Origin of the sequence: Brevundimonas sp. (assembly GCF_035626535.1) — a bacterium.
Taxonomy (GTDB): Bacteria; Pseudomonadota; Alphaproteobacteria; order Caulobacterales; family Caulobacteraceae; genus Brevundimonas.
In genome coordinates this window covers 1-20,969 of record NZ_DASPNO010000069.1, presented here as the reverse complement: position 1 = coordinate 20,969, position 20,969 = coordinate 1, and the positions used below count along the sequence as shown (strand labels likewise).

Sequence of the window (20,969 nt, the reverse complement as noted above, 5' to 3'; positions counted from 1 at the left end):
TGGTCGGCGTCACCGGCAACCCCGGCCAGACCAACTATGCGGCGTCCAAGGCCGGCATGATCGGCTTCTCCAAGTCGCTGGCCCAGGAAGTGGGCTCCCGCGGCATCACGGTGAACTGCATCGCCCCGGGCTTCATCGCCTCGCCGATGACCGACGTGCTCAACGACCAGCAGCGCGAGACCATCCTGAAGAACATCCCGGCGGGCCGCCTCGGCACGGGCGACGAGATCGCCGCCGCCGCCGTCTACCTGTCCTCCGACGAGGCCGCCTACGTCACGGGCCAGACCCTGCACGTGAACGGCGGAATGGCGATGATCTAGGCCGATCAAGGATCGCTACAGGCTATTTGCAGCCGTCACGGCTGTGCTAAAGCCCACGCAACCGGTTCGCCTGAGTCTTCGTTGAAGGCTTGCGCAGCCGTCGCCGTCGTCATACGGCAAGGACTGAGACAACAGCCGCTCCGGCGGCCCAACGAGCAGAGACAAACATGTCCGACACCCTGGAACGCGTCCGCAAGATCGTCATCGACCACCTGGACGCCGATCCGGAAAAGGTCGTTGAAAAGGCCAGCTTCATCGACGATCTGGGCGCCGACTCGCTCGACAACGTCGAACTGGTCATGGCCTTCGAGGAAGAATTCGACATCGAGATCCCGGATGACGCCGCCGAGCACATCCAGACCGTCGGTGACGCGGTGAAATTCATCGACGAGAAACTGGCCGGCTGATCCCGCCATCCAGATACGGCTTTGATGGCCGCCGTGGCGCGCCCCTAGCGGGGTCGCCCGGCGGCCATTACTGTTTAAGGTCAAGATTCTGAGTGAAGGAGCGCGTATGCGCCGCGTCGTCGTCACGGGCCTCGGTCTTCTCACCCCCCTCGGCTGGGGCGTGGAGCACAACTGGAAGGGCATCGTCGAAGGCCGTTCCGGCATCGGTCCGATCACCAATTTCGACACCGAGGGCTACGCCTGCACCATCGCCGGTGAAATTCCCTCGGTCGACGGCCGCGGCGGCGGCGCCCCGGGCCAGCCGGGCGTGTTCGACCACGAGAAGGTCATGTCGCCCAAGGACCGCAAGCGGGTCGACGCCTTCATCGTCTACGCCATCGCGGCCGCCGACGAGGCCCTCGCCGACGCGAACTGGAAACCCGAGAGCGACGAGGACAAGGAGCGCACCGGCGTCATGGTCGGCTCCGGCATCGGCGGCCTCGGCCCCATCGCCGACACCGCCCTCGTCCTCAAGGAGCAGGGTCCGCGCCGGGTCAGCCCCTTCTTCATCCCGATGTCGCTGATCAACCTGGCCTCGGGTCAGATATCCATCCGCCATGGGCTCAAGGGCCCGAACCACTCCGTGGTGACGGCCTGCGCGACCGGGGCCCACGCCATCGGCGACGCGGCGCGGATGATCGCCATGGACGACGCCGACGTCATGGTCGCGGGCGGCGCCGAGAGCTCCATCGTGCCGATCGGCATCGCCGGCTTCCTGGCCTGCAAGGCCCTGTGCACCGCCTTCAACGACACGCCGGAGAAGGCCAGCCGTCCCTACGACAAGGACCATGCCGGCTTCGTCATGGGCGAGGGCGCCGGCGTCATGGTGCTGGAGGAGTACGAACACGCGAAGGCGCGCGGCGCGAAGATCTACGCCGAGGTCGTCGGCTACGGCATGAGCGGCGACGCGTATCACATCACCGCTCCGTCCGAGGACGGCGAAGGCGGCCTGCGCGCCATGAAGGCGGCGCTGAAGCGGGCCGGTCTGCAGCCGTCGGACCTCGACTACGTCAACGCCCACGGCACTTCGACCATGGCGGACTGGATCGAGCTGCGCGCCATCGAGCGGCTGGTCGGCGACCATGCGAAGGACCTCGCCGTCTCCTCGACCAAGTCGATGACCGGCCACCTGCTCGGGGCCGCGGGGGCCATCGAGTCGATCTTCAGCGTGCTGGCGATCCGCGACCAGATCGCGCCGCCGACCATCAACCTCGACAATCCCGAGGAAGAAACCGCCATCGACCTGGTCCCGCACAAGGGCCGGCCGATGAAGATCGATGTCGCCATGTCCAACAGCTTCGGCTTCGGCGGCACCAACGCCAGCATCATCTTCAAGAAGGTCAGCTGATGGCCCGACGGTCTCGGGGAGCGGGGGCTCCGAAATCGGCTCGGTCGGGACGGGCCACGGCCCTGCTGGCCGCCTCGGCCACCTTCAGCCTGTTCCTGATCGCCGCCATCGTCGCCGCGTGGAGCGTGTTCTACGCCCCGGGCCCGGCGGCCCGCGGCGGGGCCGAGACGACGATCGTGACCCTGCCGAGCGGAGCCGGCGTCAACGCCATCGCCGCCAATCTGAAGGCGGCCGGCGTCATCCGCTCGACCGACATGTTCAAGGCCGCCGCCACCCTGACCGGCGCCGACCGCAAGCTGCGCGCCGGCGAATACGAAGTGCCGAGCAAGGCCTCGCTCCGCTCCGTCCTGGTGCTGCTCGTCGAGGGCCGGGTGGTCCGCCACTATGTGACCCTGCCGGAAGGCTGGTCCTCGGCCCAGGCGGTCGACATCCTGATGCGCCAGCCGCTGCTCACCGGCGAGATTGCCACCGTCCCGGAAGAGGGCTCCCTGTGGCCCGACACCTATGAGATCAGCCGCGGCGAGACCCGCGCCTCGGTCATCGCCCGCATGACCAACGCCCAGGCCGACAATCTCGCCCGCCTGTGGGCCGCGCGCTCGCCGCGCACCGTCGTCCGGACGCCGGAGGAAGCCGTCATCCTCGCCTCGATCGTCGAGAAGGAGACCGGTGTGGCCTCCGAACGGCCCCGCGTCGCCGCCGTCTTCTCCAACCGCCTGCGCATCGGCATGCGGCTGGAGAGCGATCCGACCATCGTCTACGGCATCACCCGGGGACGGCCGCTGGGCCGCGGCATCCGCCGCTCCGAGCTGGAGCTCCAGACCGCCTGGAACACCTACCAGATCGACGGCCTGCCTCCGACGCCGATCGCCAATCCGGGGCGCGAGGCGCTGGAGGCCGTGCTCAACCCGCCGCCCTCGGACGAGCTGTTCTTCGTCGCGGACGGCTCGGGCGGCCACGCCTTCGCCCGCACCTTCGAGGAGCACCTCGCCAACGTCGCCCGCTGGCGCGAGATCGAGCGCCGCAAGGCCGGCCTGCCCCCCGGCAGTCCGCCGCCCGCCGTGCCCGGCACCGTCCCGACGGCGCCCAACGCCGACCCCGACGCGCCCGCCGTGCCGCCCGGCGTCGTCGTCCCGCCGGGGGCCCAGGTCATCCGTGTGCCGCAGAATCCCCCTCAACAGCCGGCCCCGGCCCGGTGAGCCGGATCTCCGGCATGACCGGCTTCGGTCGGGCGGATGGCGCAGAGGGCGGCTGGACCTGGGCCGTCGAGGTCCGCTCGGTCAACGGCCGCAATCTCGAGGTCCGCTTCCGCGGCCCGCCCGGCTTCGACAGCCTCGAACGCGCCGCCAAGGCCTCGGGCCAGAAGTCTTTCAGCCGCGGCCAGATCACCGTCGGCGTCCAGGCCAAACGCGCCGACCCCGGCGCCGCCGCGCTGAAGGTCAATCAGGACATCCTCGCCCGCTACCTCGCCCTCGCCAACCAGCTGGCCGAGGAGGGGGCGACGCCGCCCTCGGCCGACGGCCTGCTGGCCCTGCGCGGCGTGCTCGAAACGCCGGAGGAGGAGGAGGACGCCGACGCCCGCGCCGCCGTCGAGGCCGCCATGGCCGCCTCCATCGACGCCGCCTTCGACGCCCTGAAGATGTCCCGCGACCACGAGGGCGCCCAGCTCCTGCCCGTCGTCACCGACTTCATCGACCGCATCGAGGCGCTCGTCGCCGCCGCCGAGGCGGAGGCCGCCGCCCAGGTCGAGGCCATCCGCGACCGCTTCACCCGCCGCATGACCGAGCTGGCGCCGGACGCCCCCGGCCTGCAGGATCGTATCTTCCTCGAGGCCGCCGCCTTGGCCACCAAAGCCGACGTGCGCGAGGAACTCGACCGCCTGACCGCCCACGTCGGCTCGGCGCGCACCCTGTTGCAGCAACCCCCCTCCGGGAGGAAACTCGACTTCCTGATGCAGGAATTCATGAGGGAGGCGAACACCCTCTGCTCGAAATCGGCTACCACCGCGCTCACCGGAATCGGCCTCGAGCTGAAAGCCGTCATCGAGCAGCTGCGGGAACAGGTCCAGAATGTCGAATGAACGCACGCCCCGCCGCGGCGTCCTCCTGATCGTCGCCAGCCCGTCGGGCGCGGGCAAGACCAGCCTGTGCCGCCGTCTGATGGCCGACCACGGGGGCCTCGAGCTGTCGATCTCCATGACCACCCGCGGCATCCGTCCGGGCGAGGTCGCCGACCGCGACTATCACTTCGTCGACGACGCCGAGTTCCAGCGCATGGTCGACGCCGACGCCTTCCTCGAATGGGCCGACGTCCACGGCAGCCGCTACGGCAGCCCCCGCGCGCCCATCGACCGCGCCCTCGCCGAAGGCCGCGATGTGCTGTTCGACATCGACTGGCAGGGCGCGCGCGACATCGCCCGCAAATGCCCCGAAGACGCGGTCCGCGTCTTCATCCTGCCGCCCAGCCTGGAAGAGCTGCGCCGCCGCCTCGTCACCCGCTCGCAGGACGCCGAGGAGGTCATCGACCGCCGCATCGCCAACGCCAAGGGCGAGATCGAACACTGCGCCGAGTTCGACTACGTCTTCGTCAACGACGACTTCGACCGCTCCTACGCCGAACTGGCCCACATCTACCACGCCGAGCGCTCCAAGCGGTTCCGCAACATCTGGGTGGAGAAATACAAGACGGCGCTGCTGAACGAGGCGGTGTAGGGACCGACAAACCGCATGCTGGCTCTTGAACCGGCCGTGACCCTCCCCATCTCCAACGCACTGTTTCAACAACGAAAGGAGGTGGTCGAATGTCTCATTGTCTCACGCCGCGCGCGGCACGGTCCATGAACGCGACCTCCCCTCTGGCGGGGGTTCGCGCCTGAGCCGAAGCCGTTCGCCGGCTGACAATGCGGGGCCGCCTCCTTCGGGAGGCGGCCCTTTTTTGTTTAAGGACCTCGCCCCTCGACGTGACCTGCAACCAACCGGCCGCTCGCAACTTTTGATCGGGCTGGCGGTGGAGGAAACCATGTTCGGGAAGAGCAGGGCGGAGGCCCTGGATCGGCTGGTCTACTGCAGCCGCGCCCGCGTCGACACGGCCTCGCTGCAGGTGATCTCCGAGCTTCTCGGCGTATCCCAGCGCAACAACGCTCGCGACGGCCTGACGGGCGCCCTGGCGGTCAACGACGGCTGGTTCCTGCAGGTGATCGAGGGCCCCGCTCCGGCCATCGACGCCCTGTTGCGCCGCCTAGCCGACGATCCTCGCCATGCCGAGCTCGAGGTGCTGTCGCGCCGGCCGGTGAGCGGGCGTCTGTTTCGCGACTGGTCGATGGTCGCGGCCCGGATCACCCCGGAGGTCGGGCCCCAGCTTCATCGCCTGATCGACGAATGCCGCACTTCGCCGGAAGCCGCGGTGGACGCGCTGCTGCGCATCGTCGCCGGCCGGAAAGCCAACATCGAAACGGCGGTCAGTTAGGCTGCGCTACTCCAGCGCCCTTGCCAGCCGCTGAAACCCCGCCAGATCGATGACTTCGGCCCGCGCGTCCGGTTCGATGCCGGCGGCCTCGCACAGGGCCGCCCCGCCCAGCGTCTTCAGACTGGAGCGCAGCATCTTGCGCCGCTGCCCGAAGGCCGCCGCCGTGACCCGCTCCAGCCGCTTCAGCATCTCCCTGTCCGGGCGGTCCGGTTTCGGGACCAGATGCACCACGGCGCTGGCCACCTTGGGCGGCGGGGTGAAGGCGGCGGCGGGCAGGTGCATGACCAGCCGCGTTTCGCACACGGCCTGGGCGATCACCGCCAGCCGGCCATAGGCCTCGTCGCCGGGCGCGGCCACGATGCGCTCGGCCACCTCCTTCTGGAACATCAGGGTCAGGGCGTGCGGCGTCCACGGCCCCGTCAGCCATTTGATCAGCAGGGCCGTACCGACGTTGTAGGGCAGGTTCGAAACCACATGCGCGGGCCCCTCAACCAGGCCGGCCTCGCGCACCTTCAGCGCGTCGCCCTCGACGATCTCCAGCCGCCCCGAGCCGTCGTCCAGCTCGGCCAGCAGCGGCAGGAATCTCGGATCCTTCTCGACCAGAACCACCTTGCCGGCGTCGCTCTCCAGCAGCGCCCGGGTCAGCCCGCCCGGCCCCGGCCCGACCTCGATCACCGCCCGTCCGTCGAACGGCCCGGCCAGCCGCGTGATCTTACGGGTGACGTTCAGGTCCAGCAGGAAATGCTGGCCGAAGCTCTTTTTCGCCGACAGACCGTGGGCGTCGAGGGACTGGCGCAGGGAGGGAAGGTCGGTCACCGGTCCCTCATACGCATTCCTCTCCCGCAGGGGGAGGGGGACCGCCGGCACGGCGGTGGAGGGGGCCTTGTCCAATCCGCGACCTCAAACCCTCGAGAACCCCGTCCAGATTTTGCAGCACCGCCCGCGCGGAAACCCGACGCACGGAAATCCCCTGCCGCTCCAGCCAGATGGCGCGCCTGCGATCCAGCAGCATCCTGTCCGGATCATCATGGCTGGCGCCGTCGATTTCCACGGCCAGCCGGGCCGCGTGGCAGAAGAAATCGAGAATCCATGGGCCGATTGGGCGAGAATGACTTCCGGCAAGGACATCCTGCGGTGCAGTTCCCTTGCGCGTTCGATGGTCAGGGCGGGCGCGTCCATGGCGCAGCTTATTGCTGTGTGGCGGACCGGCGAAAGGGCCTTCAACCGGAGATGGGACCAAGTCCCCCTCCACCATCCTTCGGATGGTCCCCCTCCCCCTGCGGGGGAGGACTAGCCGCTTCAGCGCCTCCGCGCCGCCGCCATCTCTCCCGCCAGCCGGACTGCGGCGATCAGGCTGTCCGCCCGCGCCACGCCCTTGCCGGCGATGTCGAAGCCGACGCCGTGGTCGGGCGAGGTGCGCACCACCGGCAGGCCCAAGGTCGCGTTGACCCCGCCCCAGAAGTCCAGCGTCTTGACCGGGATCAGCGCCTGGTCGTGGTACAGGCACAGAACGGCGTCGTAGCCGGTCCGGGCCTCCTCGTGGAACAGGGTGTCGGCGGGCAGGGGATCGGTGATCGCGATCCCCTCGCCGCGCAGGGCCGCCGCGGCAGGCGCAAGCACCTCGATCTCCTCCAGCCCCAGCGCCCCGGTTTCGCCGGCGTGGGGGTTCAGCGCCGCCAGCGCCAGCCGGGGCCGGGCGATGCCGAAGTCGCGCTGCATCGCCTCGTGCACGACCCGGGCCGTACGGTTGACACGGTCGGCGGTGACCAGCTCCGGGACCTGGGCCAGGGGGGAATGGATGGTCACCAGACAGGCGCGCAGGTCCTTTGCGGTCAGCATCATCACCGGCCCGCGCGCGCCCGTGAAAGGCGCATCGGCGGTCAGTTCGGCGATGAATTCCGTGTGGCCAGGGAAGCGGAATCCGGCGGCGTAGAGCGGGGCCTTGGCGATCGGGGCGGTGACGAGACCGGCGACCTCGCCGGCCATGGCCAGATTGACCGCCTGCTCGATCCAGTCGGCCACGGCGCCGGCGTTGGCGGCCTCGGGCCGGCCCGGCGCGACCGGCGCGGGCAGGGGAGAGTCCAGCACCGGCAGGGCCCGGGCGAACGCGCCGGCGGCGTCCGACGGCGCGCTGATCTCCTGCACCGGGACGCCGTGGGCGCGCATCAGGGCCGCGTCGCCGACGACGGCGAACGGCTGGGCGGCGTCCTTGAGGGCGCGCCAGGCGGCGGCGATGATCTCGGGTCCCACGCCCGCCGGCTCGCCCATGGTCAGGGCCAGCGGCGGGGCCGGCGTCACTGCTTGAACTCGATCAGGGCGTCCTCGCGCAGGTCGCGCATGTAGCGGCGGCCCAGGGTGGCGAGGTTCTGACGGAACAGCTGGTTCTCGACGGCCCGCGGATCGGGCGCCTCGGTGCCGCCGACGCGACGGCCGCAGACGCCGACGAGGTGCAGGCCCAGCGGCGTGCGGATCGGGGTACTGACCGAGCCGACCGGCGCCGCACGCGCGACCTGCTGGAACTGCGGGGCCAGGTTCTGCACGTCGGCCTCGCCGAGATCGGCGCCGAGCAGGCCCTGCTCGGACGTGGCGCGCTGGAGCATCGTCTCGCAGGTCAGCTGCGGCTGGAGGGCCTGAAGCCGCTGCGTCGCCGTCGCCACCTCCGCCTCGCTCGCCGTCTCCGGCAGTTCGATCATGACCTGCTTCAGCTGCACCAGGCTGGCGGCGGCCCCGTCCCGCTTGTCGCGCATGTAGATGATATACACGCCGCCCTCGACCGGGATCGGCCGCGACAGCTGGCCGACCTCGAGCTGGTCCATGGCCGCCTGCAGGGTCGGATTGACGGTGCCGGCTACCACCCAGCCGGCGTCGCCGCCGCGGGTCGCCGAAGGCGCGGCCGAGAACTGTTGCGCCACGGCCTGGAAGGGCGCGCCCTGCACCATCTGCTGGACCAGCTGGTTCGCGCCGTTCAGCGCCGCCTGCTGGCCGCCGACGCGGGCGGCCTCGATATAGATTTCGCCGATCAGGTACTGCTTCTTGGAGGCGGCCTCGGACATCTGGCGCATGGCGGCGTCGACCGCCCCCTTGCTGACCCGGGCCCGGCTCTGGAAGCGGCCGCCGACCAGTTGCTGCCAGCCGATCTGCGTACGCAGCTGCTCGCGCAGCGTCTGCGCGCGAATGCCGCCCGCCTCGAGGAACGAGAGATAGGCCTCCGGCGTCACACCCACTTCCTGAGCCATCGCGGCGATTTCTGCGTTCACCTCTTCGTCGGTGACCTTGAGGTCCTCGTAGTTGGCCAGCTCCTGGATCTGCAGACGCTCGTCGACGAGGGCGTTCAGGGCTTGCTGCTGGATGGCGGGAATATTCTCCGGCGTCGGCTGCACCTGGGTCATGGCGATCAGCAGCAGCATGCGCTGGCGCAGATCGAAGCCGGTGATGACGCTGTCGTTGACGGTGGCGAGGATGCCGTCGGCCATCTGGAATTGCGGGGCTGCGGCCGGCGCGGCCGGCGGAGCCTGCTCGGCGGCGGGGTTCAGCGTGCCAGCCGCCGCCGGTTCCTGTGGCGCCGTCTGGGCCACGGCCGATCCGGCCAGGAGGGCGGCGATCGCCACGCCCGTCAAGTAACGCTGAAAACGCATGTCAGTCCTGGTTCCTCAAGCAGCGCCGTCGGTTCGAGCCCGGTTCTGGCGACCTGCGCGCAACCGAAATCGCACGCCGGCCGGCGCCCGTCGCCCCGTCAATATCCTGTACCGCCGAAAGTGGCGAGGGTTAGGCGCACATAAGGGCCTTCCGACGGACCGGACGGCCTCACGCTGGTGTTATCCCGCCGCCAGCCGAATTCGAAACGGAAGCAGTCGTCGTCGAACAGGAGACCGATTTCCGACTGGACCAGATAGCCGGGGTCGGGCTGACCCGGGCGGGGCGTCCGCTCCAGGTCCGCGATGCCGGAGAAGGCCACGCCCCAGTTGCCGTACAGGAACTGCTGGCCCGCCAGCTGGAAGAATTCGTAGTTGCGGTTGTTCGGCCCGGCCAGCGGGTTGGAGCGGTCGAGTATGTAGCTGACCGTCGCCAGGTTCCGCCGTCCCCAGCGGCCGTCCACGGCCAGTTCGGCGCGCCGCACATTGCCGCTGGAGTCGATCGTCGCATGGCCCCATCCGCGGATGCGGTCGGACGGCGAGAAGTCGCCCTGGACCACCCAGTCGGACGTATCGGAGGCTAGGCCGGACGGGTCGTAGAGATCGGTCGGCGCATCCGGCACCGGAACGAGGAAGGCGGGCTCCTCGTCCGACCGGAAGCTGCGGCCGATGAACAGGCTGGCCTGCCGGCCGTTGTCCCAGCGCAGCGTCGTCCGCGCGCCGGTCGTGAAGCGCAGGCCACCCTCGTAGAGGTCGTAGCCGGGGAAGCGGTCGACGCGGAACAGCGAGCTTTCGTCCAGCTCGATCGTCTCGCTGTCCTCGTTAGGGATGCGCGGGTCGAGGTCGGGATCGGTCGAGATCGACAGCTGGGCCATCGGCTCGATGATCATGTCCGTCGCCCCGAAGCGCCGGATCAGGGGATAGCTGACGTCGACGCCGGCGGTAGCCCGGCCGCGCCCGATTTCCTCTTCGTCCAGCCCGAGCGCCGGGGGCAGGTCGGCGACGGAATAGAGATCGGCCCGCAGGTCGACGAACGGCTCCCAGCGCACGCCGATCGGCGAGATCATCGTCTTGCGCCAGTCGGCCTGGGCCGAGACGCGGCGGCTGTCCACGCCGGGCAGACCAAGCGTCGGCCCTCCCGGGATGGTCCCGGGCCGCAGCACCGGACTGCCGACGTAATCCTGTCGGGTGAGCGACACCGCCGACCCGCGCAGCCGCAGCCGGCCGCCGAGCACCGGGCCGTCCGGCTCCCAACGTGCCTCGACCAGCGGCGCGACGATCGGCAGGGCCCCGTCGTCCTCGAACTCGTTCAGCGCCGGCGTCACCGGATCGAACCGCGCCACCCGCAGGCTCTGCAGGGTGAAGGCGGCGACCGAGACGTAGGACCGGTCGGTCTGGTGCTCGGCGTAAAGCTGGCTGATCAGCCGCCGCTGGTCGCCGTAGTAGAGCCCGTTGTCCTGGTAGGGATCGCGCACGTCATAGCGGTCGAACAGCGTCTTGTCGGAGGTCCGTTCCGCCGTGAAGCCCCAGCGCCACGGACCCTCCGGATCGAACCGGCCGTGCCCGAGGAAATAGCTCCGGCTGGTGCGGTCGCCGAATTTGACGTTGCTCTCCGCGTCGCCGTCTCCGTCGAGATCGAAGTCGCCGAAATTGCGCTCGTAGGTGTAGCCGCCGCGCAGCACGACCGTTCCGTCCTCGAACCGGCGGCGCCATTGCAGGTTCAGCAGCGGCGCGACCCGGCTGTTGATCTGCGGACTGATCAGCCAGTCTTCGGACGGCGACACGACCTGCAGGTACGGAACCTCGAGGCTGAACCCGCGCCCCTCGTCGTAGCTGGGGATGGGCACGAGAAAGCCCGAGGCCCGCTCGACCGTCGGATCGGGGTGGGCGAACCAGGGCAGGTAGAAGACCGGGACGCCGCCGACCCGGAACACGGCGTTGCGGTACAGCACCGCGCGCAGGCTTTCGTCCTGAACCACCTTCTCCGCCTGAATGGCGATGCTGGGTTCCTTCGGATTCCCCTCGGCGTCGCAGATGGGGCAGGGCGTGAACAGGACGTAGTTCAGCTCGTTGACGTTCTCGCTGCGGCGCACCGCCGTGGCCGCCATCAGGCTGGCCCCGTTGCGGAAGCGGGTGGCGAAATCGACCGCCACGCCCGCCTTCAGGTCGGAGTCGAGCTCGAGGTGGCTGGCGAAGACCCTGTTTCCTTCAGGGTCGACGAACTCCACCCGGTCGTCGGCCGTCGCCACGCCGAGATTCAGATCATAGGTCAGACGGCCGGCGCGCAGGGTCGTGTTGCGGAAGCGGGCCAGCACGCGCTCGCTCTCGCCCCTGGCGGAGAGGACGTCGCCCTCCCGCGACACCGTCTCGGCGTCGAGATAGACGCCTTCCGGCGTCAGGCCGTCGGGCCCGGGCTGGCTTTCGGGAGCCGGGATCGTGGGGGTCTGTTGGGCCTGGGCGGCGCCGCTCCATGACGCCAGGGCCACGGCGGCCGCGCCGGCCAGAAGCCGGAGGCGCAGGGCTCCTGTTTCGACGCGGCGGTCACGCGGCATTCAGGCTCACTCGTGGAAGGCGGAGGGACGCGGGGGCTTCGCTTAGCCGTCTTCGGTATAGAACAGCAAGGTGAAGGCGGCGAGCGCCGTCAGCAAGGGCGGCAACCAGGCAGCCAGCCATGGCGGAATGACCTCGGCCGAGCCGAACGCCGACGCGGCCTGGTTGACGAAGAAGAAGCCGAAGCCGAGCACCACCGCCGCCAGGCTCATCCGCGCCAGATCGCCCAGCCGCATCAGCCGCAGCGAGAAGGCGGCGGCGAGGATCGACATGGCCGCGAACATCAGGGGCGTGGCCAGCAATTGCTGCAGCCTCAGCCGGTAGGCGGTGCTCGAGAACCCCGCCGCCTCGACCCGCGCGATCTGGCCCGGAAGCGACCAGAACGACGTCGACTGCGGCCGCGCGAAGCGTTCGAAAGCCTCGTCGTCGGCCAGGCTGGAGAGCAGGTCGAGGGTCTCGTACCGCACCGCCCGCTGACCGATCTGGGCGCCCACCGCGTCGACAAGCCGCCAGCGCCCGGCGCTCAGCGAGGCGGACGCCGCGTCGATCCGCTCGCGGAAGGTGCGATGGCCGTCGCCGTCGTTGGCGTAGATGAAGAAGGTCACGCCCAGCAGGCGGGCGTTGGCGCGGTCCTGCCGTTCGGCGCGGATGACCATCTGGCGCGTGTCGTCGCCCTCGCGGATCCACACGGCCCCCGAGGCTTCCGCCGAACCGGAGAGGCGGGTCCGCTCGCGCTGGAACAGGCCGTCCGCCGAGGCCGCCAGCGGGCCGAGCGCCGTCACCGTGATCATACCGAACAGGAAGGCCGCTCCCGCCGCCGGCAGCACGAACCGCCACGCCGACAGGCCGGCTGCGCGCATGGCGATCAGTTCGCTGCGCCGGTTCAGTCCCACGAAGGCGGCGAGGGTGCCGAACAGGAAGACGAACGGCAGCAACTGGATGATGACCTGCGGCGACTTCAGCAGCATCAGGCCGAGGATGCGCATCCCCGACAGGTCGACGTCCGATCCGATCCCGCGCGAGATTTCGACGAAGTCGATCAGCATGATCAGTGCGGCGATGACTCCCAGGGCGATGGCCAGCGAGCGCGCCTGCTCGACCAGCACATAGCGCTCGATCCGGCCCAGCCGGAGGCGCGAAGGAGGGGCGTCGGCGGCGCTCACGCCAGCCTCGCTTTCAGCCGTTCCCAGGCGGGCCAGACGCGGCGACGCCGGGGCTTCAGCGCGCGGAACAGCAGGCGCAGGGCGATGACCGTTCCGGCGATCGGCAGCAGGTACTGGAAGACGTTGAGCCAGCCGTTCCAGGCGCTTGCCGCCACCACGCCGTAGCCGACGATGCGGATGATCAGGAAGGCCCCCGCCACCCGGGCGATGCGCAGGCTGTAGCCGGTCCGGCTGAACTGGCCGCCAAGGATGGCCGACAGCGCCATGGCCATGGCCAGCAGGGCGTAGAGCGGCGCCGACAACCGGGAGTGCGCCTCCGCCCTCAGTTCGCCCGCGGAGCCGACGCGGTCCAGATCTCGCGGCGACGGATTGAGCAGCTGCGTCAGATACAGGTCGGATGGCTTGTAGCGGATCGTGTCGGTCACCTCGGAATACTGGCCAAGCGGCACGTCCTGACGGCCGAAGGAGAAATGCTCCAGCACCCCGCGGCTGGAATAACGCTGCCACGAGCCGTCGATGAGGGTCAGGATCGGCTCGCCGTCGATGCGGGAGAAGCGCGCCTCGGCTGCGTCCCAGGTGGTCACCCGGTCGCCTTCGGCCCGGTAGATGAAGATGTTCTTCAGCAGGCCGTTCTGCTCGATCTGCTGGACATAGACGGTCAGTCCCTCCGGCCCCTCGACGAAGCGTCCTTCCTCGACCAGCAGGGCGGCCAGGTCGGTGCGGACGGCGAACGCCTCGGCGCGCGCCTGCCGCTGCGCCCACGGCTGAAGAACCGTGGTGACCACCAGGGTCAGGAGAGCCGCGATGGCCGCGATGCGCACCGCGGGCCGAATCGCCGACCAGCGCGTGACGCCGGAGGCGAACACCGCCGTCAGCTCCTGCTCGCGCTGCAGCCGCGTCAGGGCGACAAGCGCCCCGACGAACAGGCCGATGGGCACGATCACCGCCAGAAGTTGAGGAACGGCGAGCAAGGTGAGCTTGACCATGACCCAGACGCTCTGTCCGCGCTCGACGATAACCTCCAGTTGATCGAGGCTCTGGCTCAGGATGCCGATTCCGGCCAGCGCGGCGCACGCTCCGACGACGGGTCGGGCGATCTGGCGGAAAAGATAGCCTTGAATCAGCGTCATAAACGGAGGAAATCGCCCGTTGCAGGCGGCGGCTGGAACGCCTCTAATACACATCCCCGCGCATCGGCGACAGGCGCCGCGCGTGACCCTTGTAAGCATGTCCGGGGCCTTCAAACCCGGCTGGAGTAGCCCATGAAGATCGAGTTCGTCGCGTCCGCCAAGGAAGCCGAGGTGCTGGCCGTACTGGTTCACGAGGGCCGCGCATTCGCCGGCAAGGGCGCCGATCTCGATACGGCGGCCTCCGGCGGCCTGAGCCGCGCCATGACCGCCAGCCGCTTCACCGGCGGCTCGAACAGCACCCTGGTCGTTCCGGCGCCGGCCGGCTGCGATGCGGGCGTGATCGTCCTGACGGGCGCGGGCGAGCCGGGCAAGTTCGACGATCTGGCGCTCGAGACCGCGGCCGGGGCCGCCTACCATGCCGTCAAGCTGTCGGGCGCGACGTCGCTGACCTTCGACGCCGCCCATCTGTCCGCCGACCAGGCCGGCCGCGCCGCCTTCGCGGCCCGTCTGGCCAGCTACCGCTTCCTGAAATACCGGACTACGCTGAAGCCCGAGAAGACGCCGTCGATCGAGACCATCAAGGTCGTCGCCGCCGACGTGAAGGCCGCCCAGGCCGCCTATGACAAGCTGTCGCCGGTGGCGGACGCCGTGGAGTTCTCGCGCGATCTGGTCAGCGAGCCGGCCAACGTCCTCTACCCCGAAGAGTTCGCCCGCCGGGTCAAGGCCCTGGAGAAGCTCGGTCTCGAGGTCGAGATTCTCGGCGAGAAGGAGCTCGAGAAGCTCGGCTTCCGCACCCTGCTGGCCGTCGGCCAGGGCAGCGTGCGCGAGAGTCAGGTCGCCATCATGAAGTGGAACGGCGGCATGAAGGGCGACCAGCCGATCGCCTTCGTCGGCAAGGGCGTGACCTTCGACACCGGCGGCATCTCGATCAAGCCGGCGGACGGCATGGAGGAGATGAAGTGGGACATGGGCGGTTCCGCCGCCGTGACCGGCCTGATGCACGCGCTGGCCGGCCGCAAGGCAAAGGTGAACGCCGTCGGCGTCATCGGCCTGGTCGAGAACATGCCCGACGGCAACGCCCAACGCCCCGGCGACGTGGTGATGTCCCTGTCCGGCCAGTCGGTCGAGGTGCTGAACACCGACGCCGAGGGCCGCCTCGTCCTCGCCGACTGCCTCTGGTACACCCAGGAGCGGTTCAAGCCGAAATTCATGCTCGATCTCGCCACCCTGACCGGGGCCATGATCGTCGCGCTCGGACTCGAATACGCCGGCGTGTTCTCGAACTCGGACGAGCTGGCGAACAACTTCCTCGCCGCCGCGCCCAAGGTCGGCGAGAACGCCTGGCGGATGCCGATTCCGGCCGCCTACGAGCGCCACATCGACAGCCCGATCGCCGACGTGAAGAACACCGGCAACGGCCGCGCCGGGGGTTCGATCACCGCCGCCCTGTTCCTGCAGCGCTTCACGAACGGCGTGCCGTGGGCCCACATCGACATCGCCCCGACCGCGTGGATCAAGGACAGCAAGAACCCCACGGTGCCGGACGGCGCCGTCGGCTGGGGCGTGCGCACCCTCGACCGGATGGTGGCGGATAGCTACGAAGCCTGAACCCCGGCGGGATGTTACACCAACTCCGGGTAGAGCTATTCTGACCACTCCAGAGTGACGTTCCCGACCAGTGAATGGTGAGTTCGGACAGGTCGACCAGAGTAGGAGGCCGCTTCAGTCCATCCAGCCTCGTCATCCCGAAAACGTTTCCACGGTTCTGATGAGCGACTTGCCGGAAATCTGGTTCTACCATCTCGAGCGCTCGACGCTCGATCAGGTGCTGCCCGGCCTGCTGGAGAAGACGCGCGAGCGGGGCTGGCGGGCCCTGGTCCGGGCCACCGATGAACGCCTGCTCGACGACGTCGACGAGCGTCTCTGGACCTATCGGGACGACAGCTTTCTCGCCCACGGCCGCGCGTCGGAGCCCGAGGCGGCGCGCCAGCCGATCCTGCTGACCCAGGCCGCGGAGAACTTGAACGGCGCTCAGGCGCTGTTCATCGTGGACGACGCAGAGCTTGGCGATACGAAAGGGTTCGATCGATGCTTCATCATCTTCGACGGCAGGGACGAGGCGGCGCTGGCAGCGGCCCGGGCGCGCTGGAAGACGCTGAAGGACGCCGGAGCCAACCTCGCTTACTGGCGGCAGTCGCCAGAGGGCCGCTGGGAAAAGGCGGCCTGATCGCGCTCGTCGCCCTGGCCGGGTGCGAGACCCCGGCCTCCGACGCGCCCGCCCCGCGCGCCGTGGAGAAGGCGCAGATGAGCCAGCCGGTGGGCTCTCCGCCGGTCAATCCGACGGCCGATCTCTGCCGCGCCGGTGAAATGCAATGGCTGGTCGGGAAACCGAAGACCGAAATCCCCGTTCCTGTCGAAGTGGTCAATCGCCGGGTGACCTGCACCACCTGCCCGGTGACCGAAGACTATTCGCCCCACCGCCTGAACATCTTCTTCAACGACCAGACGAACATCGTCGAACAGGTCCGTTGCGGCTGAAGATCGGAAAGGAACAGCGCCATGAAGCTCCATCTGCTCAGCCTCGCCGCCGCCGGCCTGCTGACCGCCGCCTGCGCCCCGGTCGAACCCATGCCGCCCGGCAACGGCCCGTCCCAGTGCAAGGCCGACCAGTATCAGCGCTTCATTGGCCGCCATCGCTCCGAATTGCCCCCGAAACCGGCTGACGAGAACTGGCGCGTCACCTGCACCACCTGTCCGGTGACGATGGACTACAGCCCAAGTCGGCTGAACATTTTCTACGAGCAGTCGACGGGCATAATCCGCGAGGTCAAATGCGGATGAGAGCCCTGATCCTTGCGACGGGCGCGCTGGCGCTTGCGTCGTGCGCGCCGGTCGCGGACACGCCCGTCGAACCCGGCCTTCGGCAGTGCGACGCCGAGGCCGCGCGTTCGCTGATCGGCTCTCACGTCGGGGCGGTCAGCTTTCCAGCGGGCGCCAATGTCCGCATCGTCTGCACGACCTGCCCGACCACCAAGGACCTGCGGCCCGACCGGCTCAACATCCGGTTCGATCAGGCCACGGGAATCATCAGGAGCGTAGATTGCGGCTGATCATCATTTCCCTCGCCACCGTCGTGGCGCTCGCCGCCTGCACCGAACAGGCTTCCCCGCCCCCGCCGGCTGATGACGCCGCTCCCGCGCCGGCGCCGGCGCCGGCGGAACCGCGTCCATCACCCCCGAGCGGCAATGACCCGGCCCCGCCTGCACCGGCCGATGAGTGTGGCGCCGCCGAGCGTCAGGACTGGATCGGCCGCGAACGGTCATCCTTGCCGTCCGAGCCCGCGGGCGCGGTCTGGCGCATCTATGAAACCGGCCAGCCCGTGACCATGGACTACAGCGCCAGCCGGCTGAACATCGAGATCGACCCGGACACCCAGAGGGTCGTCCGCCTCACCTGCGGCTGATCTTCAGCGGAGCTCGGTCTGGCGCTGCAGCCCGTAGAGGGCCTCGTCCATGTCCTCCGCCCGGGCCGCGACGACAGTCCGCGCGTCGGCCAGGGCGCGATTGTAGAACAACGGGCCGAGGTCACGCGCGATCTGGTCGAGGAGCAACTCCGCCTGCAGCGTGCCGATCTCGACCTCCAGCTCCTCGGCCAGCAGGGTCCGCAGGCGGGCGGCGGCCGCCTGACGGCCTTCCGGGGACAACTCGACGGGCTTGTTCACGCGACCTCCGCCAGGGCTTCCTCGGCCTGCATCCATGCGGCTTCGGCCGCCTCGAGATCGGCCTGCGTCTTCGCGCGCGCCCGGGTCAGTCCCTCCAGCGCCTTGGGATTGCTGACGGCGGCGTTGGCCAGATCGTCGTCGATCCGCGCCACCTCGGCCGCCAGCGCCGCCATCCGCTCCTCGGCCTTCTTCACCGCGTGGCGCAGCGTCGAGGGCGAGGGGCCGGAACTCTTTTTTGTGGCCCTATCGCTCGCGCCGCGGGCGCTCGCTGCTTGAGGGCCGGTTCCGGCGGTAGCCTCGGCCTTGATCTGGGACGGCTTGACCGCCGCCTGCCTGGCCCGGTCGAGGACGAATTTGGCGTAGTCGTCCATGTCTCCCTCGAAGGGCTTCACCGTGCCGTCCGCGGCCAGCCAGAGGCGGTCGGCGACCAGCTCCATCAGCGAGCGGTCGTGGGTGATCAGGATGACCGCGCCCGAATATTCGTTCAGCGCGTCCAGCAGGGCGCGGCGGCTGTCGATGTCGAGGTGGTTGGTCGGCTCGTCGAGGATCAGGACATGCGGCGCATCCATCGCCACCTGATTGAGCAACAGCCGCGCCCGCTCGCCGCCGGACAGGGAGGCGACGGTGGTTTCCTGCTTCTCGAAGGCCAGACCCCACTGGGCCAGCCGCGAACGCCGGCTGCTTTCCGACGCGTCCGGCATGGCGCGGCGGATGATCTCCAGCGGCGTGTCGGTCGGGTCCATGGCCTCGATCTGATGCTGGTGGAACCAGCCGACCTTCATCTTGCGGTCGCGGTGCAGTTCGCCGGTTTCGACGTTCAGGGCTCCGGCGATCATCTTGGCGAACGTCGACTTGCCCGCGCCGTTGACGCCCAGCAGGCCGATGCGGTCGTCGAGGTCCATACGCAGGTTCAGATTGCGCAGGATCGGCTTGCCCGGCTCGTAGCCGACATTGGCGCGCTCCAGACGGATCAGCGGCGGCGCCAGCGGGCGGGGCGGCGAGGGCAGGATGAAGGGCGCGACACGCTCCTCGATGGTGGTCGCCACCGGCTGCATCTTCGCCAGCCGCTTCATACGCGACTGGGCCTGCGCGGCCTTCGACGCCTTGGCCTTGAAGCGGTCCACGAAGGCCTGCAGGTGGGCCCGCTCGGCGTCCTGCCTGGCCTTGGCCGACAGCTGCAGCCGCGCCTTCTCGGCCCGCGCCTTTTCGAACTGGTCGTAGTTGCCGGTGTAGAGCGTCAGCGTCCGGTTCGCGAGGTGCAGGATGTGGGTGCAGACCTCGTTCAGCATCTCCCGGTCGTGCGAAATGATCAGCGCCGTGTGCGGATATTTCTTGAGCCGCGCCTCCAGCCACAGCGCCCCCTCGAGGTCGAGGTAGTTGGTCGGCTCGTCGAGCAGCAGCATGTCCGGTTCGGCGAACAGCGCCGCCGCCAGCGCCACCCGCATCCGCCAGCCGCCCGAGAACTCCGACATCGGCCGCTGCTGGTTTTCCTGGTCGAAGCCGAGGCCGACGAGGATTTCGGCGGCGCGCGCGGGGGCGGCGTCGGCGTCGATCTCGATCAGGCGCGTCCAGATCTCGCCCATCTCCTCGGGCTCGGCCGTTTCCAGCCGGGTCAGCAGGTCGTGCCGCTCGACGTCGGCCTCGAGAATGGTCTCCAGCACGCTCACAGGCGTCGCCGGGTGCTCCTGATCGACCGAGGCGATGCGCGCGGTCCTGGGCAGGCTGATCTCGTCGCCGCCGGCCGCCAGCTCGCCGAGGATCAGCTTGAAGAGGGTCGACTTGCCGATGCCGTTGCGGCCGACCAGCCCGACCTTGGCGCCGGGCGGCAGGCTGACGGAGGCGTCCTCGAGGAATTTGCGGCCCCAGGCGCTGAAGGTCAGGTCGGTGATCTGGAGCATGGGACGGTCGAGATTCTCGTGTCGCCCTCAAGCAGCGAGACGCCGCGCGTCGAGCGATAGGGCACAAAATGGGATGGTTGGAAACCGGGGAGGGCGCGTCTATAAGCCCGCGACCTTCAATCTCCCAACAAGAAGTCACTCCCATGACCGAACGTACGTTCTCGATCATCAAGCCTGACGCCACGCGCCGCAACCTGACCGGCGCGATCAACGCCGTGATCGAGGCCGCCGGCCTGCGCATCGTCGCCCAGCGCCGCGTCAAGCTGACCGAGGCCCAGGCGAAGAAATTCTACGAAGTTCACGCCGAGCGCCCGTTCTACGGCGAACTGGTGTCGCAGATGACGGCCGAGCCCGTCGTCGTGCAGGTGCTGGAAGGCGACAACGCCGTGGCCCGCTACCGCGAAGTCATGGGCGCCACCAACCCGAAGGACGCCGCCGACGGCACCATCCGCAAGCAGTTCGCCCTGTCGATCGGCGAGAACTCGGTCCACGGCTCGGACAGCCTCGAGAACGCGAAGATCGAGATCGAGCAGTTCTTCACGGAAGACCAGATCGTCGGCTGATTTGCCGCGATCCTGAAACAGAAGGGCCCCGGCGAGCGATCGCCGGGGCCTTTTGCCGGCTGCCTCGCCGTTACCAGATGCGGGCGCGGGCCTCAGGCGCGAGGTACTGCTCGTCGCCCGGCTCGACGCCGAAGGCCTCATACCAGGCGTCGATGTTCCGAACCGTGGCGCTGGCGCGGTAGGCGCCCGGCGCGTGCGGGTCGACGGTGACCTGCTGGCGAAGCGCTTCGTCGCGGATCTTGGTCCGCCACACCTGGGCCCAGCCGAGGAAGACCCGCTGGTCGCCGGTCAGACCGTTGATCACCGGGGCCGGCTGGCCGTTCAACGACATGTGGTAGGCGTCCAGCGCCAGCAGCAGGCCGCCCAGGTCGGCGATGTTCTCGCCCATGGTCAGGTCGCCGTTGACATTGACGCCTTCCAGCGGGCTGAGGGCCGAATACTGGGCGCCGAGAACCCTGGCCCGCTCCTCGAATTTGGCGGCGTCCTCGGCGGTCCACCAGTCGCGCAGGGCGCCGTCGCCGTCGGTCTTGCGGCCCTGGTCGTCGAAGCCGTGGGTGATCTCGTGACCGATCACGCCGCCGATGCCGCCGTAGTTGATGGCGGGATCGCCGTCGGGATCGAAGAACGGCGGCTGCAGGATCGCGGCCGGAAACACGATCTCGTTCTTCACCGAGGCGTAGTAGGCGTTCACCGTCTGGGGCGTCATGCCCCATTCCTCCTCGTCGACAGGGCCATC

The 20,969-nt window shown here is 69.2% G+C and carries 24 protein-coding genes; 14 read left to right on the top strand and 10 right to left on the bottom strand.

The annotated features are described in order from the left end of the window. The 7 genes from VEC04_RS11015 to VEC04_RS10985 all read left to right on the top strand — a co-directional run. Window positions 1-320, top strand: a 320-nt coding sequence (locus VEC04_RS11015; RefSeq protein WP_324776765.1) for an SDR family oxidoreductase, incomplete at its 5' end; no start/stop codon positions are given. 167 nt (window positions 321-487) lie between these two features. Continuing rightward, the gene (locus VEC04_RS11010) at window positions 488-727 is read left to right on the top strand and encodes an acyl carrier protein (RefSeq protein ID WP_055830235.1); all 240 of its coding nucleotides are present in this window, start codon (window positions 488-490) and stop codon (window positions 725-727) included. Window positions 728-833: 106 nt separating this feature from the next. After that, window positions 834-2,114 (top strand): beta-ketoacyl-ACP synthase II, encoded by a 1,281-nt coding sequence (gene fabF, locus VEC04_RS11005; protein ID WP_324776761.1) that lies wholly within the window; start codon window positions 834-836, stop codon window positions 2,112-2,114. Next, complete coding sequence (gene mltG / locus VEC04_RS11000; RefSeq protein ID WP_324776759.1) at window positions 2,114-3,310, top strand: endolytic transglycosylase MltG; 1,197 nt, start codon at window positions 2,114-2,116, stop codon at window positions 3,308-3,310. The genes fabF and mltG overlap by 1 nt, the downstream gene beginning before the upstream one ends. A gap of 14 nt (window positions 3,311-3,324) precedes the next feature. Further along, on the top strand, window positions 3,325-4,191 hold the full coding sequence (locus VEC04_RS10995; protein WP_324776767.1) for a YicC/YloC family endoribonuclease: 867 nt from the start codon (window positions 3,325-3,327) through the stop codon (window positions 4,189-4,191). Continuing rightward, the gene (gmk, locus tag VEC04_RS10990; RefSeq protein ID WP_324776757.1) at window positions 4,181-4,822 is read left to right on the top strand and encodes a guanylate kinase; all 642 of its coding nucleotides are present in this window, start codon (window positions 4,181-4,183) and stop codon (window positions 4,820-4,822) included. Before VEC04_RS10995 ends, gmk begins: the two co-directional genes overlap by 11 nt. Before the next feature lie 307 nt (window positions 4,823-5,129). Continuing rightward, window positions 5,130-5,576, top strand: a complete 447-nt coding sequence (locus tag VEC04_RS10985; RefSeq protein WP_324776755.1) for a BLUF domain-containing protein — start codon at window positions 5,130-5,132, stop codon at window positions 5,574-5,576. Between the two features lie 6 nt (window positions 5,577-5,582). Here VEC04_RS10985 and rsmA read toward each other — a convergent pair whose 3' ends face one another. The 7 genes from rsmA to VEC04_RS10955 form a co-directional block, all read right to left on the bottom strand. Next, on the bottom strand, window positions 5,583-6,392 hold the full coding sequence (gene rsmA, locus VEC04_RS10980) for a 16S rRNA (adenine(1518)-N(6)/adenine(1519)-N(6))-dimethyltransferase RsmA (RefSeq protein ID WP_324776753.1): 810 nt from the start codon (window positions 6,390-6,392) through the stop codon (window positions 5,583-5,585). Between the two features lie 7 nt (window positions 6,393-6,399). Next, a complete protein-coding gene (locus VEC04_RS14210) occupies window positions 6,400-6,831 on the bottom strand; it encodes an endonuclease domain-containing protein (RefSeq protein WP_414642673.1) in 432 nt (143 codons plus the stop codon). Window positions 6,832-6,875: 44 nt separating this feature from the next. Then, window positions 6,876-7,874 carry a 4-hydroxythreonine-4-phosphate dehydrogenase PdxA gene (pdxA, locus tag VEC04_RS10975; RefSeq protein WP_324776751.1) on the bottom strand — a complete coding sequence of 333 codons (999 nt, stop codon included), beginning with the start codon at window positions 7,872-7,874 and terminating at the stop codon, window positions 6,876-6,878. Beyond that, on the bottom strand, window positions 7,871-9,211 hold the full coding sequence (locus tag VEC04_RS10970) for a peptidylprolyl isomerase (protein WP_324776749.1): 1,341 nt from the start codon (window positions 9,209-9,211) through the stop codon (window positions 7,871-7,873). The genes pdxA and VEC04_RS10970 overlap by 4 nt, the downstream gene beginning before the upstream one ends. A gap of 98 nt (window positions 9,212-9,309) precedes the next feature. Next, entirely contained in the window at window positions 9,310-11,760 is a 2,451-nt protein-coding gene (locus tag VEC04_RS10965; protein WP_324776747.1) for an LPS-assembly protein LptD, read from the bottom strand. Between the two features lie 42 nt (window positions 11,761-11,802). Further along, the gene (gene lptG / locus VEC04_RS10960; protein ID WP_324776745.1) at window positions 11,803-12,921 is read right to left on the bottom strand and encodes an LPS export ABC transporter permease LptG; all 1,119 of its coding nucleotides are present in this window, start codon (window positions 12,919-12,921) and stop codon (window positions 11,803-11,805) included. Further along, the gene (locus VEC04_RS10955; RefSeq protein ID WP_324776743.1) at window positions 12,918-14,051 is read right to left on the bottom strand and encodes an LptF/LptG family permease; all 1,134 of its coding nucleotides are present in this window, start codon (window positions 14,049-14,051) and stop codon (window positions 12,918-12,920) included. The genes lptG and VEC04_RS10955 overlap by 4 nt, the downstream gene beginning before the upstream one ends. 132 nt (window positions 14,052-14,183) lie before the next feature. Between VEC04_RS10955 and VEC04_RS10950 the strand changes: the two genes are divergently transcribed. The 6 genes from VEC04_RS10950 (at window position 14,184) to VEC04_RS10925 (ending at window position 17,514) form a co-directional block, all read left to right on the top strand. Next, window positions 14,184-15,659 carry a leucyl aminopeptidase gene (locus VEC04_RS10950; RefSeq protein ID WP_324776741.1) on the top strand — a complete coding sequence of 492 codons (1,476 nt, stop codon included), beginning with the start codon at window positions 14,184-14,186 and terminating at the stop codon, window positions 15,657-15,659. Between the two features lie 160 nt (window positions 15,660-15,819). Next, on the top strand, window positions 15,820-16,278 hold the full coding sequence (locus tag VEC04_RS10945; RefSeq protein WP_324776739.1) for a DNA polymerase III subunit chi: 459 nt from the start codon (window positions 15,820-15,822) through the stop codon (window positions 16,276-16,278). A gap of 77 nt (window positions 16,279-16,355) precedes the next feature. Further along, entirely contained in the window at window positions 16,356-16,589 is a 234-nt protein-coding gene (locus VEC04_RS10940; protein WP_324776737.1) for a hypothetical protein, read from the top strand. A gap of 21 nt (window positions 16,590-16,610) precedes the next feature. Then, entirely contained in the window at window positions 16,611-16,892 is a 282-nt protein-coding gene (locus tag VEC04_RS10935; RefSeq protein WP_324776735.1) for a hemolysin, read from the top strand. Further along, the gene (locus VEC04_RS10930) at window positions 16,889-17,161 is read left to right on the top strand and encodes a hypothetical protein (RefSeq protein ID WP_324776733.1); all 273 of its coding nucleotides are present in this window, start codon (window positions 16,889-16,891) and stop codon (window positions 17,159-17,161) included. The genes VEC04_RS10935 and VEC04_RS10930 overlap by 4 nt, the downstream gene beginning before the upstream one ends. Then, the gene (locus VEC04_RS10925) at window positions 17,152-17,514 is read left to right on the top strand and encodes an I78 family peptidase inhibitor (protein WP_324776731.1); all 363 of its coding nucleotides are present in this window, start codon (window positions 17,152-17,154) and stop codon (window positions 17,512-17,514) included. Before VEC04_RS10930 ends, VEC04_RS10925 begins: the two co-directional genes overlap by 10 nt. Window positions 17,515-17,517: 3 nt before the next feature. Here the strand turns inward: VEC04_RS10925 and VEC04_RS10920 are convergent, their stop codons facing one another. Both VEC04_RS10920 and VEC04_RS10915 read right to left on the bottom strand, forming a co-directional pair. Next, on the bottom strand, window positions 17,518-17,772 hold the full coding sequence (locus VEC04_RS10920; RefSeq protein WP_324776729.1) for a DUF2164 domain-containing protein: 255 nt from the start codon (window positions 17,770-17,772) through the stop codon (window positions 17,518-17,520). Next, window positions 17,769-19,670 (bottom strand): ABC-F family ATP-binding cassette domain-containing protein, encoded by a 1,902-nt coding sequence (locus VEC04_RS10915; RefSeq protein WP_324776727.1) that lies wholly within the window; start codon window positions 19,668-19,670, stop codon window positions 17,769-17,771. The genes VEC04_RS10920 and VEC04_RS10915 overlap by 4 nt, the downstream gene beginning before the upstream one ends. A 143-nt stretch (window positions 19,671-19,813) precedes the next feature. Between VEC04_RS10915 and ndk the strand changes: the two genes are divergently transcribed. Next, complete coding sequence (gene ndk / locus VEC04_RS10910) at window positions 19,814-20,233, top strand: nucleoside-diphosphate kinase (RefSeq protein WP_324776725.1); 420 nt, start codon at window positions 19,814-19,816, stop codon at window positions 20,231-20,233. Between the two features lie 70 nt (window positions 20,234-20,303). Here ndk and VEC04_RS10905 read toward each other — a convergent pair. Then, the coding region (locus VEC04_RS10905; RefSeq protein ID WP_324776723.1) for a M13-type metalloendopeptidase at window positions 20,304-20,969 on the bottom strand (666 nt) is incomplete at its 5' end.

Coding starts and splice junctions, on each gene's coding strand:
- VEC04_RS11010 (WP_055830235.1), top strand. CDS start 488: ATGTCCGACACCCTGGAACGCGTCCGCAAGATCGTCATCGACCACCTG.
- fabF (WP_324776761.1), top strand. CDS start 834: ATGCGCCGCGTCGTCGTCACGGGCCTCGGTCTTCTCACCCCCCTCGGC.
- mltG (WP_324776759.1), top strand. CDS start 2,114: ATGGCCCGACGGTCTCGGGGAGCGGGGGCTCCGAAATCGGCTCGGTCG.
- VEC04_RS10995 (WP_324776767.1), top strand. CDS start 3,325: ATGACCGGCTTCGGTCGGGCGGATGGCGCAGAGGGCGGCTGGACCTGG.
- gmk (WP_324776757.1), top strand. CDS start 4,181: ATGTCGAATGAACGCACGCCCCGCCGCGGCGTCCTCCTGATCGTCGCC.
- VEC04_RS10985 (WP_324776755.1), top strand. CDS start 5,130: ATGTTCGGGAAGAGCAGGGCGGAGGCCCTGGATCGGCTGGTCTACTGC.
- VEC04_RS14210 (WP_414642673.1), bottom strand. CDS start 6,831: ATGGTGGAGGGGGACTTGGTCCCATCTCCGGTTGAAGGCCCTTTCGCC.
- VEC04_RS10970 (WP_324776749.1), bottom strand. CDS start 9,211: ATGCGTTTTCAGCGTTACTTGACGGGCGTGGCGATCGCCGCCCTCCTG.
- VEC04_RS10965 (WP_324776747.1), bottom strand. CDS start 11,760: ATGCCGCGTGACCGCCGCGTCGAAACAGGAGCCCTGCGCCTCCGGCTT.
- VEC04_RS10955 (WP_324776743.1), bottom strand. CDS start 14,051: ATGACGCTGATTCAAGGCTATCTTTTCCGCCAGATCGCCCGACCCGTC.
- VEC04_RS10950 (WP_324776741.1), top strand. CDS start 14,184: ATGAAGATCGAGTTCGTCGCGTCCGCCAAGGAAGCCGAGGTGCTGGCC.
- VEC04_RS10945 (WP_324776739.1), top strand. CDS start 15,820: ATGAGCGACTTGCCGGAAATCTGGTTCTACCATCTCGAGCGCTCGACG.
- VEC04_RS10940 (WP_324776737.1), top strand. CDS start 16,356: ATGAGCCAGCCGGTGGGCTCTCCGCCGGTCAATCCGACGGCCGATCTC.
- VEC04_RS10935 (WP_324776735.1), top strand. CDS start 16,611: ATGAAGCTCCATCTGCTCAGCCTCGCCGCCGCCGGCCTGCTGACCGCC.
- VEC04_RS10930 (WP_324776733.1), top strand. CDS start 16,889: ATGAGAGCCCTGATCCTTGCGACGGGCGCGCTGGCGCTTGCGTCGTGC.
- VEC04_RS10915 (WP_324776727.1), bottom strand. CDS start 19,670: ATGCTCCAGATCACCGACCTGACCTTCAGCGCCTGGGGCCGCAAATTC.
- ndk (WP_324776725.1), top strand. CDS start 19,814: ATGACCGAACGTACGTTCTCGATCATCAAGCCTGACGCCACGCGCCGC.